We start from the raw sequence: 18891 nt of genomic DNA, 5'->3' as shown, positions 1-18891 counted from the left end.
CAACCTTCCGCTACATCTGCGCCATTCGGTCAGCCCAAGGGCGTCTTGCGTGCCTCGATGCCGGTCGATGTCGAGAGCATCTACATGGTGCCGCTGGCAATCGAGTTCACGTGGATGTATCCGGGCATCTGCTTTGAATTTGCATAGCGCATAGGCGGGCTAGACAAAGATCTAGAAAGTAGTCAATGGTGTATGTGCGTTCCTGGCCGACCGCGTGAATTCATCGAGCCAAGGTGAATGCCCGCTTTGGGCACAGAGCCGTCCGCCATAGCCAGGAACGTGCCCATTGCCGAAGTTCGAGGTCGTGGGTTATCGGTCAATGCCGCAACGATTGATGCTGCTCGCGGCCGGGAGGTGTATTCACGGTTCGCGCCCGATTACGGTTACGGGGGCGTCGTGAGTTGGCCGCTTCACTCTTGGGCCGGCGTAGAACTGCAAAGGTCAAAACCCGCGGCCGGCGGCCTTCTGCGCCTTGGCTCGCTCGAATGCCTGCTGTTCCGGGTGAAGGATGCAATGAGCCGCCGCACTTGTATGCCGCGAATCCCGTGTACTGATTGCAGGGCATCTACTGGCCATAGACAGTCCACTTTGGCTGGTCCGGCAGGATCTAAGACAGTTCCCGCAACAAGGCGAGCGCTTGCTCGAATTCTAGGTCTTCGATACAAGTAGCCAGCGTTCGAAAGACCTCTGCGTCGAGCACGCCGCGCAGCGCTGGCGCCAGCGCCTCGAACATAGACTCTGCCGCCAGATCCTTGGACCTCAGCGCGCGCATGAGGTCGGCCATGCGCTGGGTGTCCAGCGGCGGCGCGCCGGCCTCTGCGCCTGGCCGATCAGGCGGCGTCTGCAGCCAGGCGGCCGCGGCCGCCTGCAGTTGCCGGGCCTCCTCGCCGAGCTGCGCCAGCAGCGGAGCCACCGCCCCCGCCTGACCCGGCTGGCAAGCCGACTCGACCTGCCCCGCGAGTGCTGCCATCGATTTGGCCCCCAGCGTGGCCGCGCTGCCTCTGAGCTTGTGCATCAACGCCGCCAGCGCCTGGCGCTGCTCGGGCGTGGTGGCCGGCACGCCCAGGCACTCCTCGCACATCACCAGCATGCGCCGCAGCATGCGGCGCATCAGCTCTACGTCGCCCGCCAGTCGTCGACGCGAATCGTTGGTGTCGATGCCTTCGATCTGCGGCCAGTCACGCAAGTCGTTCACCGTCGGGGTTACCGCGGGCACGACGGGCGCGCGCCCGAGCAGCCGGAGTACGCCCTGTACCAGCAGCTCCGGGTCGATGGGCTTGGACAGAATGTCCTGCAATCCGGCCTCACGTGCGCGCCGGTGCTCGGTGTCGGTGTTGCCCGCGGTCAGCGCCACGACTGGCAGCCCGGCGCGCTCGGGCATGGCGCGGATGCGCCGCGTCGCCTCCAGCCCGTCCATGATGGGCATCTGCACGTCCATCAGCACGATGTCGAAGTCAGCGCGCTGCTGCACCCAGCGCAGCGCCTCGGCGCCGTCGCGTGCGGGCTGCACCAGCGCTCCTTCGAGCTCCAGCAGCCGTCCGGCCACCTGCAGGTTGATGTCGCTGTCGTCCACCAGCAGCACGCGCACGCCCTGCAGGCGCGGGCCATCGATACGAACTTGCGCGGCGCTCGCGAGTTCGGTGGCGTCGCCCAGCTCGAAAGGCAGCTCAACCCAGAAACAGCTGCCTTGGCCCGGCGTGCTGAGCACGCCCACCTGTCCGCCCATCAGCTCGGCCAGGTGCTTGGTGATCGACAGGCCCAGCCCCGTGCCGCCAAAGCGCCGCGTGGTGGACGCGTCGGCTTGCGAGAAGGGGGCGAAGAGCGTGGGCAGCACGTCGGCGGCGATGCCCACGCCGGTGTCGCGCACCTCGAAGCGTAAGCGGCAGTGGCCGGCCGGCGCCGCCAGGGCCTGGATGCGCAGTTCGACCTGACCGTGCTCGGTGAACTTGATCGCGTTGCCCAAAAGGTTGACCAGGACCTGGCGCAGACGCGTGGGGTCGCCCAGCAGGGCGTCCGGCAGCGTGGCTTCAGGCGTCATGGCCAGGACCAGGCCCTTGTTGTGGGCCTGGTCCTCGAAAAGCGCCTCCAGCGACGAGCTGACGTCGCGCAGGCTGAAGGTGGTACGCTCCAGCGCCATCTCGCCGGCCTCGATCTTGGACAGGTCCAGCACATCGTTGACGATGCCCAGCAGCGCCTTGCCCGACAGCAGGATGTTCTGCACATAGGGCGCTTGCTCGGTGCTCAGCGGCGTGCGCTGCAGCAGGTGCGCCAGCCCGATCACCGCGTTCAGCGGCGTGCGAATCTCGTGGCTCATGTTGGCCAGGAAGGCGCTCTTGGCCGCGCTGGCGGCTTCGGCCGCGGCGGTGGCCGCGCGGAGCAGGTCGTCTGTGCGACGGCGCTCGGTGATGTCCTGGAGGGCCCCGACCAGTTGCGCCGGCTTGTCCTGGGCGTCGAATTCCACCTCGCCCATCGCCCGCACCCAGACTGTTCGGCCGGTATAGGTGATCAGGCACAACTCCAAGTCCCAGCCACGGCCGCTGGCGATCGCCCGGTTCACGGCATCGGTGATCACCGGGCGGCTCTCGGGCGCGTAGAAGTTCATGGCTGTGTCCAGCGTCGGCTCGAAGTCGGCCGGCAATTCGTGGATGGCGCGCGTCTGCTCGCTCCAGTGCACCCGGCCGGCCCGGAGGTCGACGCGCCAGCCGCCCACCAGGGCCATGCGCCCGACGCTGCGCAGCAGGTTCTCATTGGCCTGCAGCGCGGCTTCGGTTCGCAGCCTTTCGGTCACGTCGAAGTTGACGCCGATCATGCGCAGCGGTCGGCCGTTGGCGTCCCGCACGACGCGGGCCATGGCCTTGAGATATCGCTCCTCGCCGTCGGGCCTGACGATGCGGAACTGGCGATCGAAGGCGGCATACCCGTCGATGGAGTCCTGCAGAGCCTTCTCGCTGCTGGCCCTGTCTTCGGGGTGAACGCTGTCGCTCCACAGCGTGTAGGGCTCAAGCCCGCCCGAGCGATGGCGGCCGTACAACGCATACATCTGGTCATCCCAGACAAGGGTGCCGGCGACGACGTCGTAGTCCCACACGCCGATGCCTGCGGCGCCGGCCGCCAGCTCGAAGCGCTCGTTGCTGCGCTGGACTTCCTGCGCTAGGCGCTTCTGCGCCGTGATGTCGGTGCGGATCGACACGTACTTCCGGATCGAGCCGTCCTCGGCCTTCACGGGCACCATCACCGCGTAGGTCCAGTAGACGCTGCCATCCTTCGCGACGCCGCCGATCTCCCCCTGCCAGGCCCGACCGGCGCGCAGGGCGGGCCAGATCTCGCTATCGAAGTCGCCCGAGCTGAGCAGCGGCTGATGCACGGCATAGGTCTTCCCGAGCAGTTCCTCGCGCGAGAACCCGGTGAGCTGGCAGACGTTGTCGTTGACCGTGATGAAGCGGCCGTCCGAGCCCATTTCCGAGAAGATGGCGTACTGCTGGATCGCCGCCAGCAAGGCCTCGTTCTCGCGCAAAGCGGCTGCCAGTTGCAGGCGGCCCTCGTTCAGCTCGGTGACATCGTGAACGATGACGTAGAAGCCCTTCACCTCGTCGCCCTGGCGGTCGGGCAGATAGTGGGCCAGCGAGTGGCGCAGGCCCTGGCCATCTGGGCGCGGGATAGAGCGCTCGAAGGTCTGCGGCTCGCCTCGCAGCGCTGCCTCGATATACGGCCGGTTGGACTCGAACAGTGTAGGCCCGAGCAGCTCGCGCATATTGCGCCCGGGCAGAGTGTCTGCATCGACGCCGAACCAGGTGTGGTAGGCCCGGTTGGCGACGCGGTTGTCGAGGTTGCGGTCCCAGTAGCCGATCATCGAGGGCATGGCGTCGAGCACGGTGCGGAGGTCACGGCGGGTGGCTTCCAACGCGGCCTGGCGGTCCTGCAGGGACTGGATCATGGCGTCGAAGCTTTGCGAGAGCGAGCCGAACTCATCCGGCGCCGGGTAGGCGCTGCGGGCCTGCAGCTCGCCGGCCTCGATGCAGCGCGCCGTGTCCTGCAGCCGGCGCATCGGGCGCAGCACGCGGCGCAGCACCATGGCCACCAGACCTGCCAGCAGCGCAGCCAGCGAAGCATTCGCGGCCAAGGTCGCGCTGCGCAGCCGGTGCTGCTGCTGGCTGCGCAGATCGATCAGTCCGCTGACCAGGTCGAATGCACCATCGCTGATGCGGCGCGTTTCAGCCACCAGGTGGTCGGACAGCATCTGGCGCCGCGCACCCTCTGCATCGGCATCGGCGGCGCCCGCCCCAGCCGCCGATTCAAGCGCGGCAAAGAGGGACGGCAGGCCTTCGGTCACAGCCACCAAATCGTCGATATCGTCCTTCAGGCCCACCGCCGGGCCGTCGAGCGCGTGCAGGGTCTGGATCAGCTCGGTGTGCACGGCATGCCACTGCCGCCGCGCACGCACATGGCCGTGCAGCAGATAGTCCTGCGTCAAAACCAGCAGACCGGCGGCGTCACGCGACACCTTGCCGACACCCAGCTGCACCACGTCGATGCGCTCGCGCTGCCGCTCCAGCGACTCGACGGCGACCTGGTGCACGGCCACCAGCCCGAAGGCCAGTGCAATGCCCCACAACATCAGTCGGCGGACTTGCAAGCTGGGCTCACTTGATGAGGTTCACAGCGCGCGCGTCGAGCTTCTTCAGCGGCTCGGGGCGCACCAGGTCCAGGTAGTCGGGTACCTCGCCGGCCGGCACCAGCCGTCGGCGCAAGGCCCAGCGGGCCTCGGCCTCCAACGTGGTGATCAGCGCCTGTGACAGGTGCAGCCGGAACTCGAAGCCGCTCCAGGTCTTTGCCAGGTCCTCCACTGACACCTTGAGCGCCTTGGCCACGATGGCGCGGGCGCGCTCGGGTTCGCGCTGCAGCAGGACCGTGGCGCGCTGCACGGCCCGCAGCAGCTTCATGGCATCGTCGTCGCTGACGCCCTGGCTGGCGGGCCGGCTGACGATGTTGAAGGTGACGCTGAAAAAGGCCGGGCCGGGCAGCACCCGGCCCTGCGGCCCCAGCCGATTCAGCGCGTCCGTGACATAGGTGCCGAAAAGCGAAGCCGCATCCACCTCACCGCGCACCAGGGCGCCGACCGGGTCCTTGGGGTCCAGGGGCTGCTCGGTCACCTTGTCGATCTTCACGCCATGGAAGAGCAGGAAGGTGTCGGCAAAGTAATGGCCGCTGGTCCCCGGGATGACGCCCAGCCGCTTGCCCTGCAGGTCGGCGGGCTGACGGATGCTCCGGTCGGTGCGCACCACGACCTGGTTCTCGCGTCCTGACAGGGTGGTCGTGGCCAGGATGCCGAAGTCGCGCCGGGTGAAGCCGGCCAGCGTGATCGGCGTATCGGCCACGGTGGCGAAATGCGCCTCGCCGGCCAGCAGCCGTTCCAGACAGATGCGCCCGACCGGGTAGTGCTTGACTTGCAGGTCCAGGCCCTCGGCCGCGAAATAGCCTTCGGCCTCGGCGATGAGCACGGGTGCGGAGTACGGGATGTCGGCCACCGCCAGCGTCAGTGTCGCGCACCGGCCTGCACCGGCAAACAGCGTCAGCCCAATCCAGCATACCGAAAGCCAGAACCTGCGCGGCAGTGTTGCCTGACTCCGTCGATTGGAAGGTCTCAAAGCGCGTCCCCCTAGAATTTGATTATGGGCCCGCCCTGAGCCAGGCCTGCGCAGGGGTGGTGGTCGCGAGCGGTGGTTATCAGATGCTAGCCCAGGCTCTGGTTCTTGGCCCTGCGTAGAGGGCAGGCGATGAGCCGACATTCTCAGTCGACGACGTCCGTGGAGGCGCGGGGCCTCAAGAGTCTGAGGGCGATGGTGGTCGGAAGATGCGCTGATCCAGCGTCTTCCGCGGTGATCGCTCCGCCGGCACCTAACTGCATCAGCGCCAGTCGCCAGGCAGGAGATTCGACGACGCGGTGATCCGCAAGCTCCGCACGAAGACATAAATCCAGAGATACGGCCTCTTCGACCTTGCAGTTGATGTCCACATCCAAACCTCGCGTGACACACGATGCTGCAACGGCCAGCAGCTTTTCCAGCCCCTGGCGGAAGTTGTCGGCATTGCCCATTGCCCCAAGCGTTCGGGTCGGCAGCACCAGATGCAGCCGGATCGGCACCGGCCGTTTCAACCCCCATTCCTGCACCCGCTGTATTTCCAGGGCAAGGTCGAACTCGCTGAGTCGCGGCGCGTTCAGCGGCAGGGCGACCCGACCCTGAGCGGCCGCCAGCAGGTCTTCGGCCGAACGGTCCCCACTGGCTAGCGCCTGAAGCAAGGCCAGTTGAACGGCAGAAGTGACCACATCGTCTCTATGCACCTCGCGGCGCTGCTCCGCGGCGATCCGATCCGTCGCATCGCGCAGCACGACCGTGGTGATGCGGTGCTGCGCGGAGCCCTGCTGAAAAACCACCGGCTCCACGGAGCGGACGGCGCCATCGCCGCGATAGAGGCGGAATACCCGCCCGCCTCGACCGCTGCGCCGGCGCTCATTGGCAAGGCCAAAGGCTTCACTGACGAAGCCCATCACCATCCAGCCGGGTAGCACTGCCTCGGCCTGCTGGCCCAACGCTCGCTCGATGGAAATGCCGAACAAGGCCGCTGCCGCCTTGTTCATCAGACGCACCACGCCGGTGGCGTCCACCGAGACGATGGCGTCCGAGGCGACCGAAACCAGCTCGGCCACCCGGCGGTCACCCAGTTCCTGCCACTGGGCGGCGATGGCACTGACCGCCTCATCACGCTCGCTGCGCAGCTGAAGCAACTTGCGAACCCGGGCCAGCAGAACCTCAGGTTTGAAGGGCTTGGCCAGGAAGTCGGAAGCCCCCACCGCAAAACTGAGCGTTTCGAACTTGGCTTCGGCATTGACGCTGACAAAGGCCACGGGCACCTGGGCCAGCACTGGGTCGACCTGCATGGCCTGGCACACCGCGTAGCCGTCCAGGCGCGGCATCTCCGCATCCAGCAACACCAGGTCGGGAGCTTGGTCATGCATCGAGGCGAGCGCCTGTTCTCCGTCGGCAGCGGCCATCAACGTGGCCCCGAGCGGGGCCAGGGAGGCGCGCATGAACTCGATAGCCACCGGATCGTCGTCGACGAGCAAGATGCGCGCGCCCTGGCGAAGCCGGTCCGTCGTCAGCGAGGCGTTCGGCGCCCGCAGTGCGGACAGCCGCAACAGCGCTCTCATCCGGTCCACCAGCAGCTCCGGTTGGAACGGCTTTCGAATGAAGTCTTGCGCGCCGATTTCCAGCGCCGTCGCCTCCAAAGTCTCGTCGCTGGCGCTGGTGACAAGGATGACTGGCAGGTGCACGCTCGCCGGCTTCGCGCGCAAGGCTGCCAGCACATCCATCCCGCCAAGCCCCGGCATATTGACGTCAAGAATCAGCAGGTCGGGCAGTTCTTCGTTGACGGCTTTGAGTGCTTCGGTACCGCTGCGCGCAAAGCGCATGCGCGCATAGGGCGCCAGGGTCTTACTCAGTACTTGCAGAGCGACTGTGTCGTCGTCGACCAGCAGCAGGCGTGGCTTGTCGGCCATTTGTATTCTCCCTTTGGTGCTCCACAGGCTGTGCGCCTGCGAACCTCAGCCCATTTTGCAATAAAGTCCGTTCGTGGAGCGGGGAGCTCCGCGGACAACCTAGCCTGCAGGGAGCGCGATGTTAAGGAAGCCACGGAACGGACGCCCCTGGCTTTGGGTCGGCCTGCTTGGCCTGCTCGTCACGGCTATGGCCGCCTGGTGGCTAGCGCACGAAAACGAGCAGCGGCTGGCCGCGGAACTGGAACGCCAGGCTGAACGGGCAGCGCAGCAAGTCGAGGCCCGATTCGGGCTCTACGAGTACGGCCTGCGCGGTGCTCGCGGCGCCATCCTCGCAGGCGGCGGGGCGAACATCAGCCGCGAGACCTTCTCCGCCTACTCGCAAAGCCGCGAATTGTCGCGAGAGTTTCCCGGGGCGCGAGGCTTCGGTTTCATCCGGCGCTGGCCGAAAGGCCACGACGGCGACGAGTTGCGCCGTGTCCGGGGTGACGGCATGCCCAGCTTCCAACTGCGCGAGCTGGCACCCAACTCAGGTGATCGTTTCGTTATCGAGTACATCTACCCGCAGGCTGCCAACCAAGGTGCGGTCGGCCTGGATATCGCCTCCGAGACCACCCGGCGCGACGCCGCCGTGGCGGCTTCACGTGACGCTGCGGTTCGCCTGACTGCGCCGCTCACCTTGGTGCAGGCCGACCAGAAGGTTCGCCAAGGCTTCCTGATTCTGCTGCCCATGTACTCGTCGGGCGCCCTGCCGCCGGACGGGGCTGGCCGCCTGGCTGCTACCCTGGGGTGGACCTATGCCCCTTTGCTTGCCGAGGAGGTTCTCAAGCCCCTGCTCGACGAGTTCGCGCTAGTGGATCTCAGTCTTGGTGAGGTGGGCGAGCCTAGCCCTTTCTTCACGACGCGGCGAGGCGGCACCGAGCTTGCAACGGCGCCCGGGCGCATCGTCGAAAATCAACTCTCGGTGTTCGGGAGGCGGTGGCAACTTCAGCTGCAGGCCAGCCAGGCCTTGCAGACCCAGGCAAGCTTAGCCCCCGTCGGGCTGCTGTTGGCGCTTGGGGCCTTGCTGAGTTTGCTGGCATCGCTGATCACCCACCTCGTCACAGCAACACCGCGGGCCGTACTCGACGATGGGGCCGGCCGACGCAGCCTGATGGACTTCGCCCGAAGCCAGCTCGCCCGCTGGTCCTTGCTGGCCCTGCTGGTGCTGGGAAGCGCGTACGCGGCCTTCAGTTGGTGGCAGGTGCGAGAGACCGTTGCCGCCCGCTTCGAGCGGGAGCTGCAAGCCTTGGCCGACCAGCGCGGCAACGCGGGCAACACCGCAGTAAAAAGCCGCAAAACAGCGCTGATCTTCCTGCGCGGCACGCCGCCGGTTGACGGACTGATTCGCAGTGACGCATCCGGGCGGGACCCGCTGGATGGCTCCAGCCGCCGTCTCTGGCAGCAACGCATGGGCCAGATCTTCGCAGCTTATGGCAGGGCCAACCTGGATGCGCAGGAGGTCAGGCTGATTCGACTTGCCGGGCCGGCCAGCCAGCTGGTGAGCTGGCGGCGCCAGCCACGTGAACTCGGCGAAGTTCTGTTCGATCAAGGGGTCGACACCGCCCGGATAGATTTGCTGAACGACATTCGCTCCACACTGCTCAGGGGTGAGGCCTGGGCTCACCCCATGGAGACGCAGAATCACCAAAGCGAGGGTAAGTCGGATGAATCGCCGAGGCAGCTGCTCCGCTACTCGATGCCGGTTCTGGACGGTGAAAAGCTCTTCGGTGTGCTGGAAATGGACGTTGACATCTCAGCGCGCTTCAATGCCGAGGCACTTCGCCTGCCCTGGGGGGGCAGCCTGCACGTGCTGAGCCGTGAAGAGCGCTGGCTGAGCCGGCAGGGCTTGCTGGAAGGCCAGCCAGGCGAAGTCTGGTCGGACCGCTACGACCCAATTTCGGTGGGCGTCCGGACACCTGCCGACACCTTGCGCGCTTGGCAAAGCCGGCAGGGCGAGGTGCTGAGCGCGCAGAGCATTGTTGACCCGAACGCCGGCGACCCCAGCGCGCAGGTGCTCTACCGCGCAGTCGTGCCGATGAGTGCCATGCAGCAGCAGGTCCTGTCGCAATGGCAAGACCGGCTGTGGCTACCCGTCTTGCTGGCCGGCGCGCTCTATGCGCTGCTGTTTCTCTACTGGCGCTTGCAGCAGGGTCATCAGGGCCGGCTTGCCGCGCTGAACGGCAGTCTGGAGCGTCGTGTGATCGAGCAGACCCGCGAGCTCCAAAGTGAGCGCAGCCGCTTGAGCAACATCCTGGAGGGAACGGGTGCCGGCACCTGGGAATGGAATTGCCAGAGCGGCGAGACCCATTTCAATGCGCGCTGGGCGGAGATCCTGGGTTATCAGCTCGACGCCTTGCCGCCGATGAGCGGGGATGGCTGGGTCGAATACCTTCACCCCGCAGACCTGGAGCGGACGCGCCAGCTGCTGATCGCCCATTTCAAGGGTGAAAGCCGGCAGTACGTGTGCGAGAGCCGTATGCGTCACCGAGACGGCCACTGGGTCTGGACCCTGTCCAGCGGACGGGTGATGACCCGCACGCCCGACGGTCGCGCCGAGTGGATCAGCGGCACCTTGTTGGACATCTCCGAGATGCGCGCCGCCCAGCTTGAGCGCGAACGCTTCGGCAACCTGCTGCGCGGCGTGCTGCAAGCAGCAACCGACTTTTCCATCATCGCCACGGAGCCAGACGGGCTGATCACCGTCTTCAACGCCGGGGCCGAACGCCTGCTCGGCTACACGGCGGACGAGATGATCGGGCGGCAGACGCCGGCCGTCATGCATCTGGCCGACGAAGTCGTGCAGCGCGGCACTGCACTCAGCGCAGCCGAGGGGCATACGGTGGAAGGCTTCCGCGTCTTTGTCACCCTGCCCGAGCGCCAGGGAACCGAGCAGCGCGAGTGGACCTACGTGCACAAGGACGGCAGCCATGTGCCGGTGTCTCTGACCGTGACCGTGGTGCGCGACGAGCGCGGGAACATCGTCGGCTACCTGGGCATCGCCCAGGACATCTCCGCGCGTCTGGCTGCCGAGCGGGCGCTGCGCCATGCCAAGGCGGCAGCCGAGGCGGCCAGTGCGGCCAAGGGCATGTTCCTGGCCAATATGAGTCACGAAATCCGCACGCCGATGAATGCGGTGATCGGCATCGCTCATCTGCTGGCCGACACCCCGTTGAACGAGGACCAGCGACAACTGCTCAGCAAGCTGCAGGTGGCGGGTCGCTCGCTGCTCGGCGTCATCAACGATGTGCTGGACCTGAGCAAGATCGAGGCCGGCGAGCTAGCGGTGGAGCGGATCGGCTATCAACTCTCGGCGGTGCTGCGCGACCTGGACGCGGTGTTCGCCGACCAGGCGCGCGCCAAGGGCCTGAGCTGGGAGGTGGCGAGCGCACCCGAGGTTCCCGAGGCGCTGGTCGGCGACCCTCAGCGGCTCAAGCAGGTGCTGAGCAATCTGCTCAGCAACGCGATCAAGTTCACCGCAAGCGGCGAGGTCAGCCTGCGCGTCGAGCGCTGCGACCTTGACGCGTACCGCCAGGGCCTTCGCTTCACGGTCAGGGACAGCGGCGTGGGCATCACACCAGAAGCGCAGGCACAGGTCTTCCAGCCCTTTGCACAGGCCGAGGCGGCGACGACGAGGCGGTTTGGCGGCACGGGGCTCGGGCTGGCTATCGTCAAGCACCTGGCCGGGCTGATGGGCGGTACGGTGGAGCTGGTCAGCCAGCCGGGCCAAGGCAGCGTGTTCTCCCTCGAGCTGCCGCTGCAGTCGCAGGCCCTTACCGTCAGCAGTGCACCCCATCGGATGGAAGCCATCGTCGTCGAGGACGAGGCGGTGCAGCGCGAACGACTGTCCGCCCTGTGTTCGGGCTTCGGGTGGCAAGCCCGGAGCTTCGCGGAGGCCGGCTCCTTGCTGGATCTGATGCTGGAGCGACAGCAGACGGGGCAGCCAATGCCTGACGTGCTGCTTGTCGACTGGAACTTGGGCGACGGTCTGGACGGCATCAGCGCGATGCGTCGGCTTCGCGAGTCACTCCCCGCGGGCAGCGTGCCGGCAGCCCTGTTGATCACCCAGGATGAGCGCCAGGCCCTGCAGACCGAGGACATCGCCGAGGTTGTGGACGCTGTGCTGGCCAAACCGGCCAACCCCTCCACCTTGTTCAACGCCGTCAACGAGGCCATTGCCAAGCGCAAGGGCGGCAGCGAGCACCTGCTGGATCAATCAGTGATACGGCGCCTGGGCGGCGGCCTCTTGCCCGACGTGCGCCTGTTGGTGGTGGATGATAGCGACATCAACCTGGAGGTGGCGCGCCGCCTGCTGGAGCGCCAGGGGGCGGTGGTGCAGTGCGACAGCCATGGCGAGGACGCCTTGAAGCGATTGGCGCAGGGCGAGGTATTCGATGCCGTGCTGATGGACATCCAGATGCCCGGCATGGACGGACTGGAGGCGACGCGGCTGATCCGCGAGCGCCTACAGCTGCGCGATCTGACGGTGATAGCCCTGACCGCCGGCGCGCTGGCGGAAGAACGCCGCCGCGCACTGGAAGCCGGCATGGACGATTTTCTGACCAAGCCGCTGGACCCTGAAACCCTGGTGCGCACGCTGCGGCGACACATTGAAGCGCGGCGCGGCGCACCGCTGCCGGTTCGCGGCATCGACGCGCAGGCGGCACTGCCCGCGGATTGGCCACAGATCGAGGGAATCGACGCCCAGGGCACGGCGCACCGGCTGGGCGGCGATACGGGGCTGTTCCACCGGCTGCTGACAAGGCTGCTGCAATCGCATGGCGCCGAATGGGTGAACGGCCTGGCCGAACTTCCTGCGGAACAGGCCGCAGCTCAACTGCACAAGCTGCGTGGCTCGGCTGGCCTGCTGGGGGCGCTGCGCGTCCAAGAGCTGGCGGCCGAAGGCGAGGAGCGCCTGCGTGTTGGAGCGTCGCCAGCAGAGCTGAAGGTGCTGCGCGGCAGCTTGGCACAGTCGATCGCGGCGCTGCAAAGCGCTGCCGAGGCCTGGTTGGCGCAACCCCTGGAAACTTCTGACGGGTCAGAGGAACCGCCGCTGGCAGACGCCCAAGCGGCTTTCGCGGAACTGCTCAGCCTTCTGCGCAGGCAGGACCTTGAGGCTGGAAGCGTTCTGCAGAGTCTGCGACGCTGGCTCCGCGAGCAGGGGCTGCGTGCCGAGGAAGTCGATGCGGTCGAGCGCTGTGTGGACGACCTCGACTTCGAGAAGGCCTTGAGTCTGCTGGAAGCGCAGAGTCTGGGTTCATGAGTCCAGACTAGGGACGAGAATCCGTTTTCGATACGACACTGAAAGGACAGCATGAATCCCCTGGATAGAAATCATGTCCGCAGCATCGGTCAGCAGGGACCGGTGCTGCTTTACGCCCATGGCTTTGGTTGCCATCAGGGCATGTGGTCCGGCATCACGCCGGCCTTTGAGTCCAGCCACAGGCAGATTCTGCTGGACTACACCGGCAGCGGGCCTGCGTCCGATTCGGTCCCCTTCGACACGCAACGCTACGGTCGGCTGGAGGGCTATGCCCAGGATTTGATCGAGGTTTGCGACGCGTTGGGACTGAGTCAGGGCGTCACCCTGGTCGCACACTCGGTGAGCTGCAGCATCGGCATATTGGCGCATCTGCAGCGGCCGAATCTTTTCGAACGGATGATCCTGATCGGGCCATCGCCCTGCTTTCTGAACCATCCTCCCGACTATCAAGGGGGATTCGAGGCCGCCGATCTGGAAGGGTTGCTGGAGTTGATGGATCAGAACTACCTGGGCTGGGCCAGCTATCTGGCGCCTGTGGTGGCGGGTGCGGGGGGTGCCAGTACGGGTGCGGAGCTGGAGCGCAGCTTCTGCTCGACGGACCCGGTGACTGCCCGGGTATTTGCGCGCGCCACTTTCTTTGCGGACAACCGCGCCGATTTGCACAAGGTGCATTGCCCAAGCCTGATCCTGCAGCACGCCAACGATGCCTTGGCGCCACAGTCAGTCGGGCAGTACCTGCACCGCGCGTTGGCGAACAGTCGCTACGAGGTTCTGGATGTCGCTGGCCATTGCGCGCACATGAGCCACCCCGAGCTGGTGATAGATGCGATGCGGCGCTATCTGGCCGACACGGCAGGCGCTGCCTGAAGGTGGAGCATCTGGCCTCCGACCTCGACTTGCTGCCCTGCGCTGTGCTGGTCACCGACGGCCAGGGACAGGCGTTGTTGACGAATGCCGAACTGCACGAGCAGTTCGGCATGGCCCCGCCATCTGGAGTGCAGTGGCATCTTGACGATTTGCTGCCGCCGGCCTCGCGCATCTTCATGCAGACCCATGTCTGGCCCCTGCTGCTGCGGCAGGGACGTGTGGACGAGATCCATCTGAAACTGCGCAGCGCGAACGGCAAGCAGCGTGCCGTGCTGCTGAACGCCCGCTGCGATCCGGGCAAAGCACCGCCGGCATCGCTGCGCGTTCATTGGGCGTTCTTTGTCGCCACGGAAAGGCAGCGCTTTGAGGCCGAGTTGCTGCAAGCGAGACAGCGCCTGCAGAACCTGCTGCTGAGTTCGAACGCCGGAACCTGGGAATGGCATGTGCCGTCAGGCGCCCTGAAGGTCAATGAGCGTTGGGCCGAGATGCTGGGTTGGCCGATCGCAGACATCACACCGCCGGATCTCGGCCTGCGCACCGCGCGACTCCACCCGGACGAGCGCGAGCGGATCACGGCGCAGTTGGAGGTGCTGCAGAGCGGCACGCAGGCGGAGTACCTCAGCGAGCATCGGATGCAGCACCGGCAGGGCCACTGGGTCTGGGTCCAGGAGCGCGGCCGGGTGATCAGTCGAATGCCGGATGGCTCCGCCGAATGGGTCTTCGGCACCTTGGTCGACATTTCCGGGAACATGGCGCAAAGAACCGCGCTGCGCCGCAGCGAGGCTCTGCTAGGCCGCACCAATGAGCTGGCCGGGGTCGGGGGGTGGGAATTGGACTTGCTCACCCAAACCTTGTTCTGGTCGGCGCAGACTTGCAGACTCCATGGGGTGGCCGTTGACTATCAGCCCAAGCTGGATGAGTCACTGGATTTCTACCCTCCGGCCGCACGCCAGCAGATCGAAGCAGCCTTGCGCCGCGGCATGGAGGAAGGCATCGGCTGGGATCTGGAAGTTCCCTTCGTGCGAAGAGACGGCACACCGCTGGTGGTACGTGCGCTCGGCATGGTGGACCGGGAAGAGGGCCGGCCCGTGCGTCTGATGGGCGCCCTGCAGGACGTCACCGAGCAGCATCACCTGATGCAGGCGCTGCTCCAAGCCAAGCTCGATGCCGAAGCAGCCAGCGAAGCCAAGAGTATGTTCCTGGCCAATATGAGCCACGAGATCCGCACGCCGATGAACGCGATCATCGGCATCGGCCACCTGCTGTCCGATACCCCGCTGAACGAAGACCAGAGTCAGCTGCTTGGCAAGTTGCAGATCTCCGGGCGCTCGCTGCTGTCGCTGATTGACGACGTGCTGGATCTGGCCAAGATCGAGGCCGGTGAGATGACTGCGGAGCGCGCAGCCTACAGCCCCCACGATGTGCTGCAGGAACTCGATGCGGTGTTCGCCATCCAGGCCGGCAGCAAGGGCCTGAACTGGACGCTGAGCAAGGACCCTCAACTGCCTCAGTGGCTGATCGGCGATGCGTCCCGTGTGCGCCAGGTGCTGAGCAACCTGCTCAGCAACGCGCTGAAGTTCACCCAGGCCGGCGGCGTGAGCCTGATCGCGCGAGTCGATGGAGCCCAGTTGCGCTTCTCGGTTCGCGACTCGGGCATCGGCATTTCCACCGAGTCGCAGAGCAAGTTGTTCCAGCCCTTCGTTCAGGCCGATGCATCCACGACCAGGAGATTCGGGGGCACCGGCCTGGGGCTGTTCATTTCCAAGCGCCTGGTGGTTCTTATGGGGGGGAGCCTGACCTTACACAGCGCGGCGGCCGAAGGCGCAGAGTTCATCGTCACGCTGCCACTCGAACCCGCCGATGCGGCAGCCTTAGATCAAGTGCTCCATCGACCGATCGATGATTCAGCCCAAGCCGTCGATGGCAAGCGACTTCAGGGTCTTCGTGTGCTGGTTGTCGATGACAGCGAGATCAACCTGGACGTGGTCAAACGCATGCTGGAGCAGGAAGGCGCCGAGGCTGTTTGCGAAACCAGGGCAGCCCTGGCGATCACACGGCTCCAGCGGGGAGAACGTTATGACGCCCTGCTGATGGACATTCAGATGCCGGAGATGGATGGCTTGGAGGCGACCCGGCGCATCCGGCAGTTGGCCGGTCTGGAGAGGCTTCCGGTGCTGGCGCTGACGGCCGGCGCACTGTCAGAGGAGCGTCGCCGCGCCCTTGAGGCCGGGATGGACGATTTCCTGACAAAGCCACTGGACCCCGGCAAGCTGGTGTACACCCTGAGCCGCCGGATGTTGGCACACACCGCCGGGCTCGGAATTTCGGCAGTCCCTGCTTCTTCGTCACCTCCGCCTGCCAACTACCCCGTCATCGACGGGGTCAACATGGCCGAGGCCCTGCCCCGATTGGGTGGCGACCTCGCCTTGTTCCAACGCATGGTCGTGCGTATGCTCGCGACGTTCGACAGTCGATGGGTTGAAGAGCTACATACACTGGATGCCGCCCGATTGAAGGCCACGTTGCACAAGCTTCGGGGTTCCGCTGCCACGCTGGGCGCTGCGCGCATCGACCAGTTGGCCACCCAGGCTGAAGACCGGCTGCGGCAGGGCGGACAGCCTGACGAGATTCAACCGCAGTTGAACGCATTGGCCGAGGCCCTGGACATGCTGCGGCAGTCTGCAGCAGGCCTACTGGTGACCCCGTCAGCCCGATCAGCCCCACCAACGCAGCCTGCGTTGCAGCCACCGGGCGATGCCGCCCAGCGCTTCACGGGCTTGCTGACCCTGCTGCGCCAGCAGGATCTCGGCGCCGCCACGGAGTTGGAGTTCCTGTTGCCCTGGCTGCGCCAGATGGGCCTGCCCGACGAGGAACTGCAGCGACTCCAGCATGACGTGGCCGAGCTGGATTTCGAGCCCGTGCTTCAGTTTCTTTGCGCTTGGCAAGCATCTGGGGCCGCGGCGCACTAGACCCCGAGGGTTTTCAACAGGCCATGCACCGGCTTCGGCCGGACCGTCCAACCTCTCTGTCAGAATGGGCCATGAACGATACCGCCGCGCCTCCAGCCACGCTGCTTCTTGTCGATGACGACCCATCGATCATCCAAGCCGCCAGCCGACTGCTGAGCGATTTCGGCCGCTGCCGCTTTGCCCGCAGCGCAGTCGATGCGCTGCGCCTGCTGCGCAATGAGCCGGTCGACCTGGTCCTGCTGGACGCCGAGATGCCGGAGATGGGCGGGCTGGAGATGCTCGGCCTGATGCAGAATTCCAGCGAACTCGCCGAGATCCCCGTGGTCCTGTTGACCAGCCATCGCGACGAAGCCACCGAAGAAGCTGCCTTTGCGGCGGGTGCAGTGGACTTCCTGTCCAAACCCATCCGGCCCGGCGTGCTGAAGGCCAGGGTGAACACCCAGCTTCGGTTGAGCCGGGCCCTGGCTGAAGTGCGGCGACTGTCCCGAACTGACACGCTGACCGGACTGGCAAACCGCCGCGCGATGCAGGAGCGGCTCGAGCGCGAGGTCCTTCGGGCCGATCGCTTGCGCACGCCGACCAGCGTGCTGATGATCGATGTCGATCACTTCAAGGCATTCAATGACCTCTATGGTCACGTAGCCGGCGATCTTGCCCTGATCAAGGTTGCCGAGTGCATGCGAAAGGCGGCCAGCCGCGCCAATGATTTCTGCGCGCGCTGGGGTGGCGAAGAGTTCGTCGTTCTGCTTCCAGATACCGATAGCGACGGCGCCATGGCGGTCGCGTCGCACATGCATCGGGCCTTAGCTGAACTGGCACATCCCCATGAGGCAAGTCAACAAGGATGCCTGAGCACCTCGATTGGCGTGGCAACGCTCGTTGCACTGAGTTCCCAGCAGCCGATCGAAAGTGTGGCGCACTCGCTTCAGGACCGAGTTGAGCATCTGCTCGGTCGAGCCGATGCGGCTCTGTACAGAGCGAAGTCGGCGGGAAGAAGCCGCAGCGAGCTTGCCTCCACATAGGTCGCGAAGCACAGGCGGTTGGCTATCCACGACCATCGAGTTCGTGGCGGCCGTGGACGCCTAAATCCGCTGGTACATGGACGCGCGGATCAAGAACTCGCTCGGTTGCCGCAGCCCCACCGAGCACCGCAGGAACTTGGGGATCGCTGCATAACCAGTCCAAGTTTCTGGTCACATCCCCGGGTGGTCAAAGTTCGGTCGGCGCGGACATCGCATCAAACCACCCCTGCGCCATGACCGTCACAAACGCGATCGATTCACAGAGATTGCGCTTTGTCGAGGCTTGAGTCGTAGAGCTAGGTCAAACCCGTAGGGGAAGGCGAACCACCCACACGCGGGGTTGTTGCCCACCAACTTCCCGAGTAGCGTCGCGGACACCGGCAACAAGTCTGCCAATGCATCGCCGGCATCCACGAAATCACCTGGAGCAACTGATATGCGATTCGTTTCCAAGTACCTGTTGAGTATCTCGATGTTGTGCACAGCGATGGCCACGGCCAGCGCCGGCACCTTGACCGACATCAGCTTCAAATCCAATTCTCTGAGCTACATCAACAACACGATCGTGGATGGCAACACCTCGCCGTTGGCTTTCACAGCAGCTACTGGTCTGAATCAACCCTTCTTGAATGCGGCTGACTCCACCGTCAGCCTGGGGTATGGCAGCTACTATGCGATTGCCTTCTTGGGGTTCGGCGAACACATAGGCGCCGGTCAAATATCGTTCATCGCGGACGGTACGCCCTATGCACAAAACGTGACTTTCCCTTCCCCAGCCTCTGCCAGCGGCATCTTCGCGAGCTTCGTACTGGCCGGCGGCGACACGGTGACCGTGGCGTCAACCGGCTTGTCGGCCGACCGAATCAGCATCATCGCCGACGGCGCAGGACTCCAACCCAATGGCACCGCTGACGCGTTCTACGCTTTCAAATATTCCAGCGCGAGCGCTGTTCCAGAACCAACCAGCGGTGCGCTGCTGATTGGCGGGATCGCGCTGTTGGGGTTGATGTTGAGGCGTGGTCGTCGTTGACTTTTGGGTTCCAAGGCCGAGCGGGGCGAGCATTGGTGTGTCCTGCTCGGTCTCTAGGGAAGGTCTGCACAAAGCGCAGTCATCGGTGCTGGCCCCGACCTGAAGTGGAATGTTGAAGCCCGCTGCGCTAGCGGCACTTGGTTTTGCCG

The 18891-nt window shown here is 65.5% G+C and carries 8 protein-coding genes; 5 read left to right on the top strand and 3 right to left on the bottom strand.

Annotated elements, in window-relative coordinates:
- Positions 1–607: 607 nt before the first annotated feature.
- From DES47_RS23560 to DES47_RS23550, 3 genes are all read right to left on the bottom strand, one after another.
- On the bottom strand, positions 608–4633 hold the full coding sequence (locus tag DES47_RS23560; protein WP_133703225.1) for a PAS domain-containing protein: 4026 nt from the start codon (positions 4631–4633) through the stop codon (positions 608–610).
- A 7-nt stretch (positions 4634–4640) separates the two neighbouring features.
- Positions 4641–5525, bottom strand: coding sequence for an ABC transporter substrate-binding protein (locus tag DES47_RS28835; protein WP_166652135.1), 885 nt, complete (start codon positions 5523–5525; stop codon positions 4641–4643).
- 263 nt (positions 5526–5788) lie between these two features.
- Positions 5789–7555, bottom strand: coding sequence for a response regulator (locus DES47_RS23550; RefSeq protein ID WP_133703223.1), 1767 nt, complete (start codon positions 7553–7555; stop codon positions 5789–5791).
- Positions 7556–7742: 187 nt separating this feature from the next.
- Here DES47_RS23550 and DES47_RS23545 point away from each other — a divergent pair, with 187 nt between their 5' ends.
- The 5 genes from DES47_RS23545 to DES47_RS23525 all read left to right on the top strand — a co-directional run bounded on the left by DES47_RS23545 (position 7743) and on the right by DES47_RS23525 (position 18742).
- Positions 7743–12854: a CHASE domain-containing hybrid sensor histidine kinase/response regulator gene (locus DES47_RS23545; protein ID WP_166652134.1), complete on the top strand. Its 5112-nt coding sequence runs from the start codon at positions 7743–7745 to the stop codon at positions 12852–12854.
- A 51-nt stretch (positions 12855–12905) separates the two neighbouring features.
- The gene (locus tag DES47_RS23540; protein WP_133703221.1) at positions 12906–13721 is read left to right on the top strand and encodes an alpha/beta fold hydrolase; all 816 of its coding nucleotides are present in this window, start codon (positions 12906–12908) and stop codon (positions 13719–13721) included.
- A gap of 2 nt (positions 13722–13723) precedes the next feature.
- Entirely contained in the window at positions 13724–16690 is a 2967-nt protein-coding gene (locus DES47_RS23535; RefSeq protein WP_133703220.1) for a PAS domain-containing hybrid sensor histidine kinase/response regulator, read from the top strand.
- 71 nt (positions 16691–16761) lie between these two features.
- A complete protein-coding gene (locus DES47_RS23530; RefSeq protein WP_166652133.1) occupies positions 16762–17712 on the top strand; it encodes a GGDEF domain-containing response regulator in 951 nt (316 codons plus the stop codon).
- A gap of 436 nt (positions 17713–18148) precedes the next feature.
- Positions 18149–18742 (top strand): PEP-CTERM sorting domain-containing protein, encoded by a 594-nt coding sequence (locus tag DES47_RS23525; protein ID WP_133703218.1) that lies wholly within the window; start codon positions 18149–18151, stop codon positions 18740–18742.
- Positions 18743–18891 lie beyond the last annotated feature (149 nt).

The organism is Roseateles toxinivorans, assembly GCF_004362525.1.
GTDB lineage: Bacteria > Pseudomonadota > Gammaproteobacteria > Burkholderiales > Burkholderiaceae_C > Paucibacter > Paucibacter toxinivorans.
Note: the sequence above shows the minus strand (reverse complement) of the source record. Positions and strands in the feature narration are given on the sequence as shown.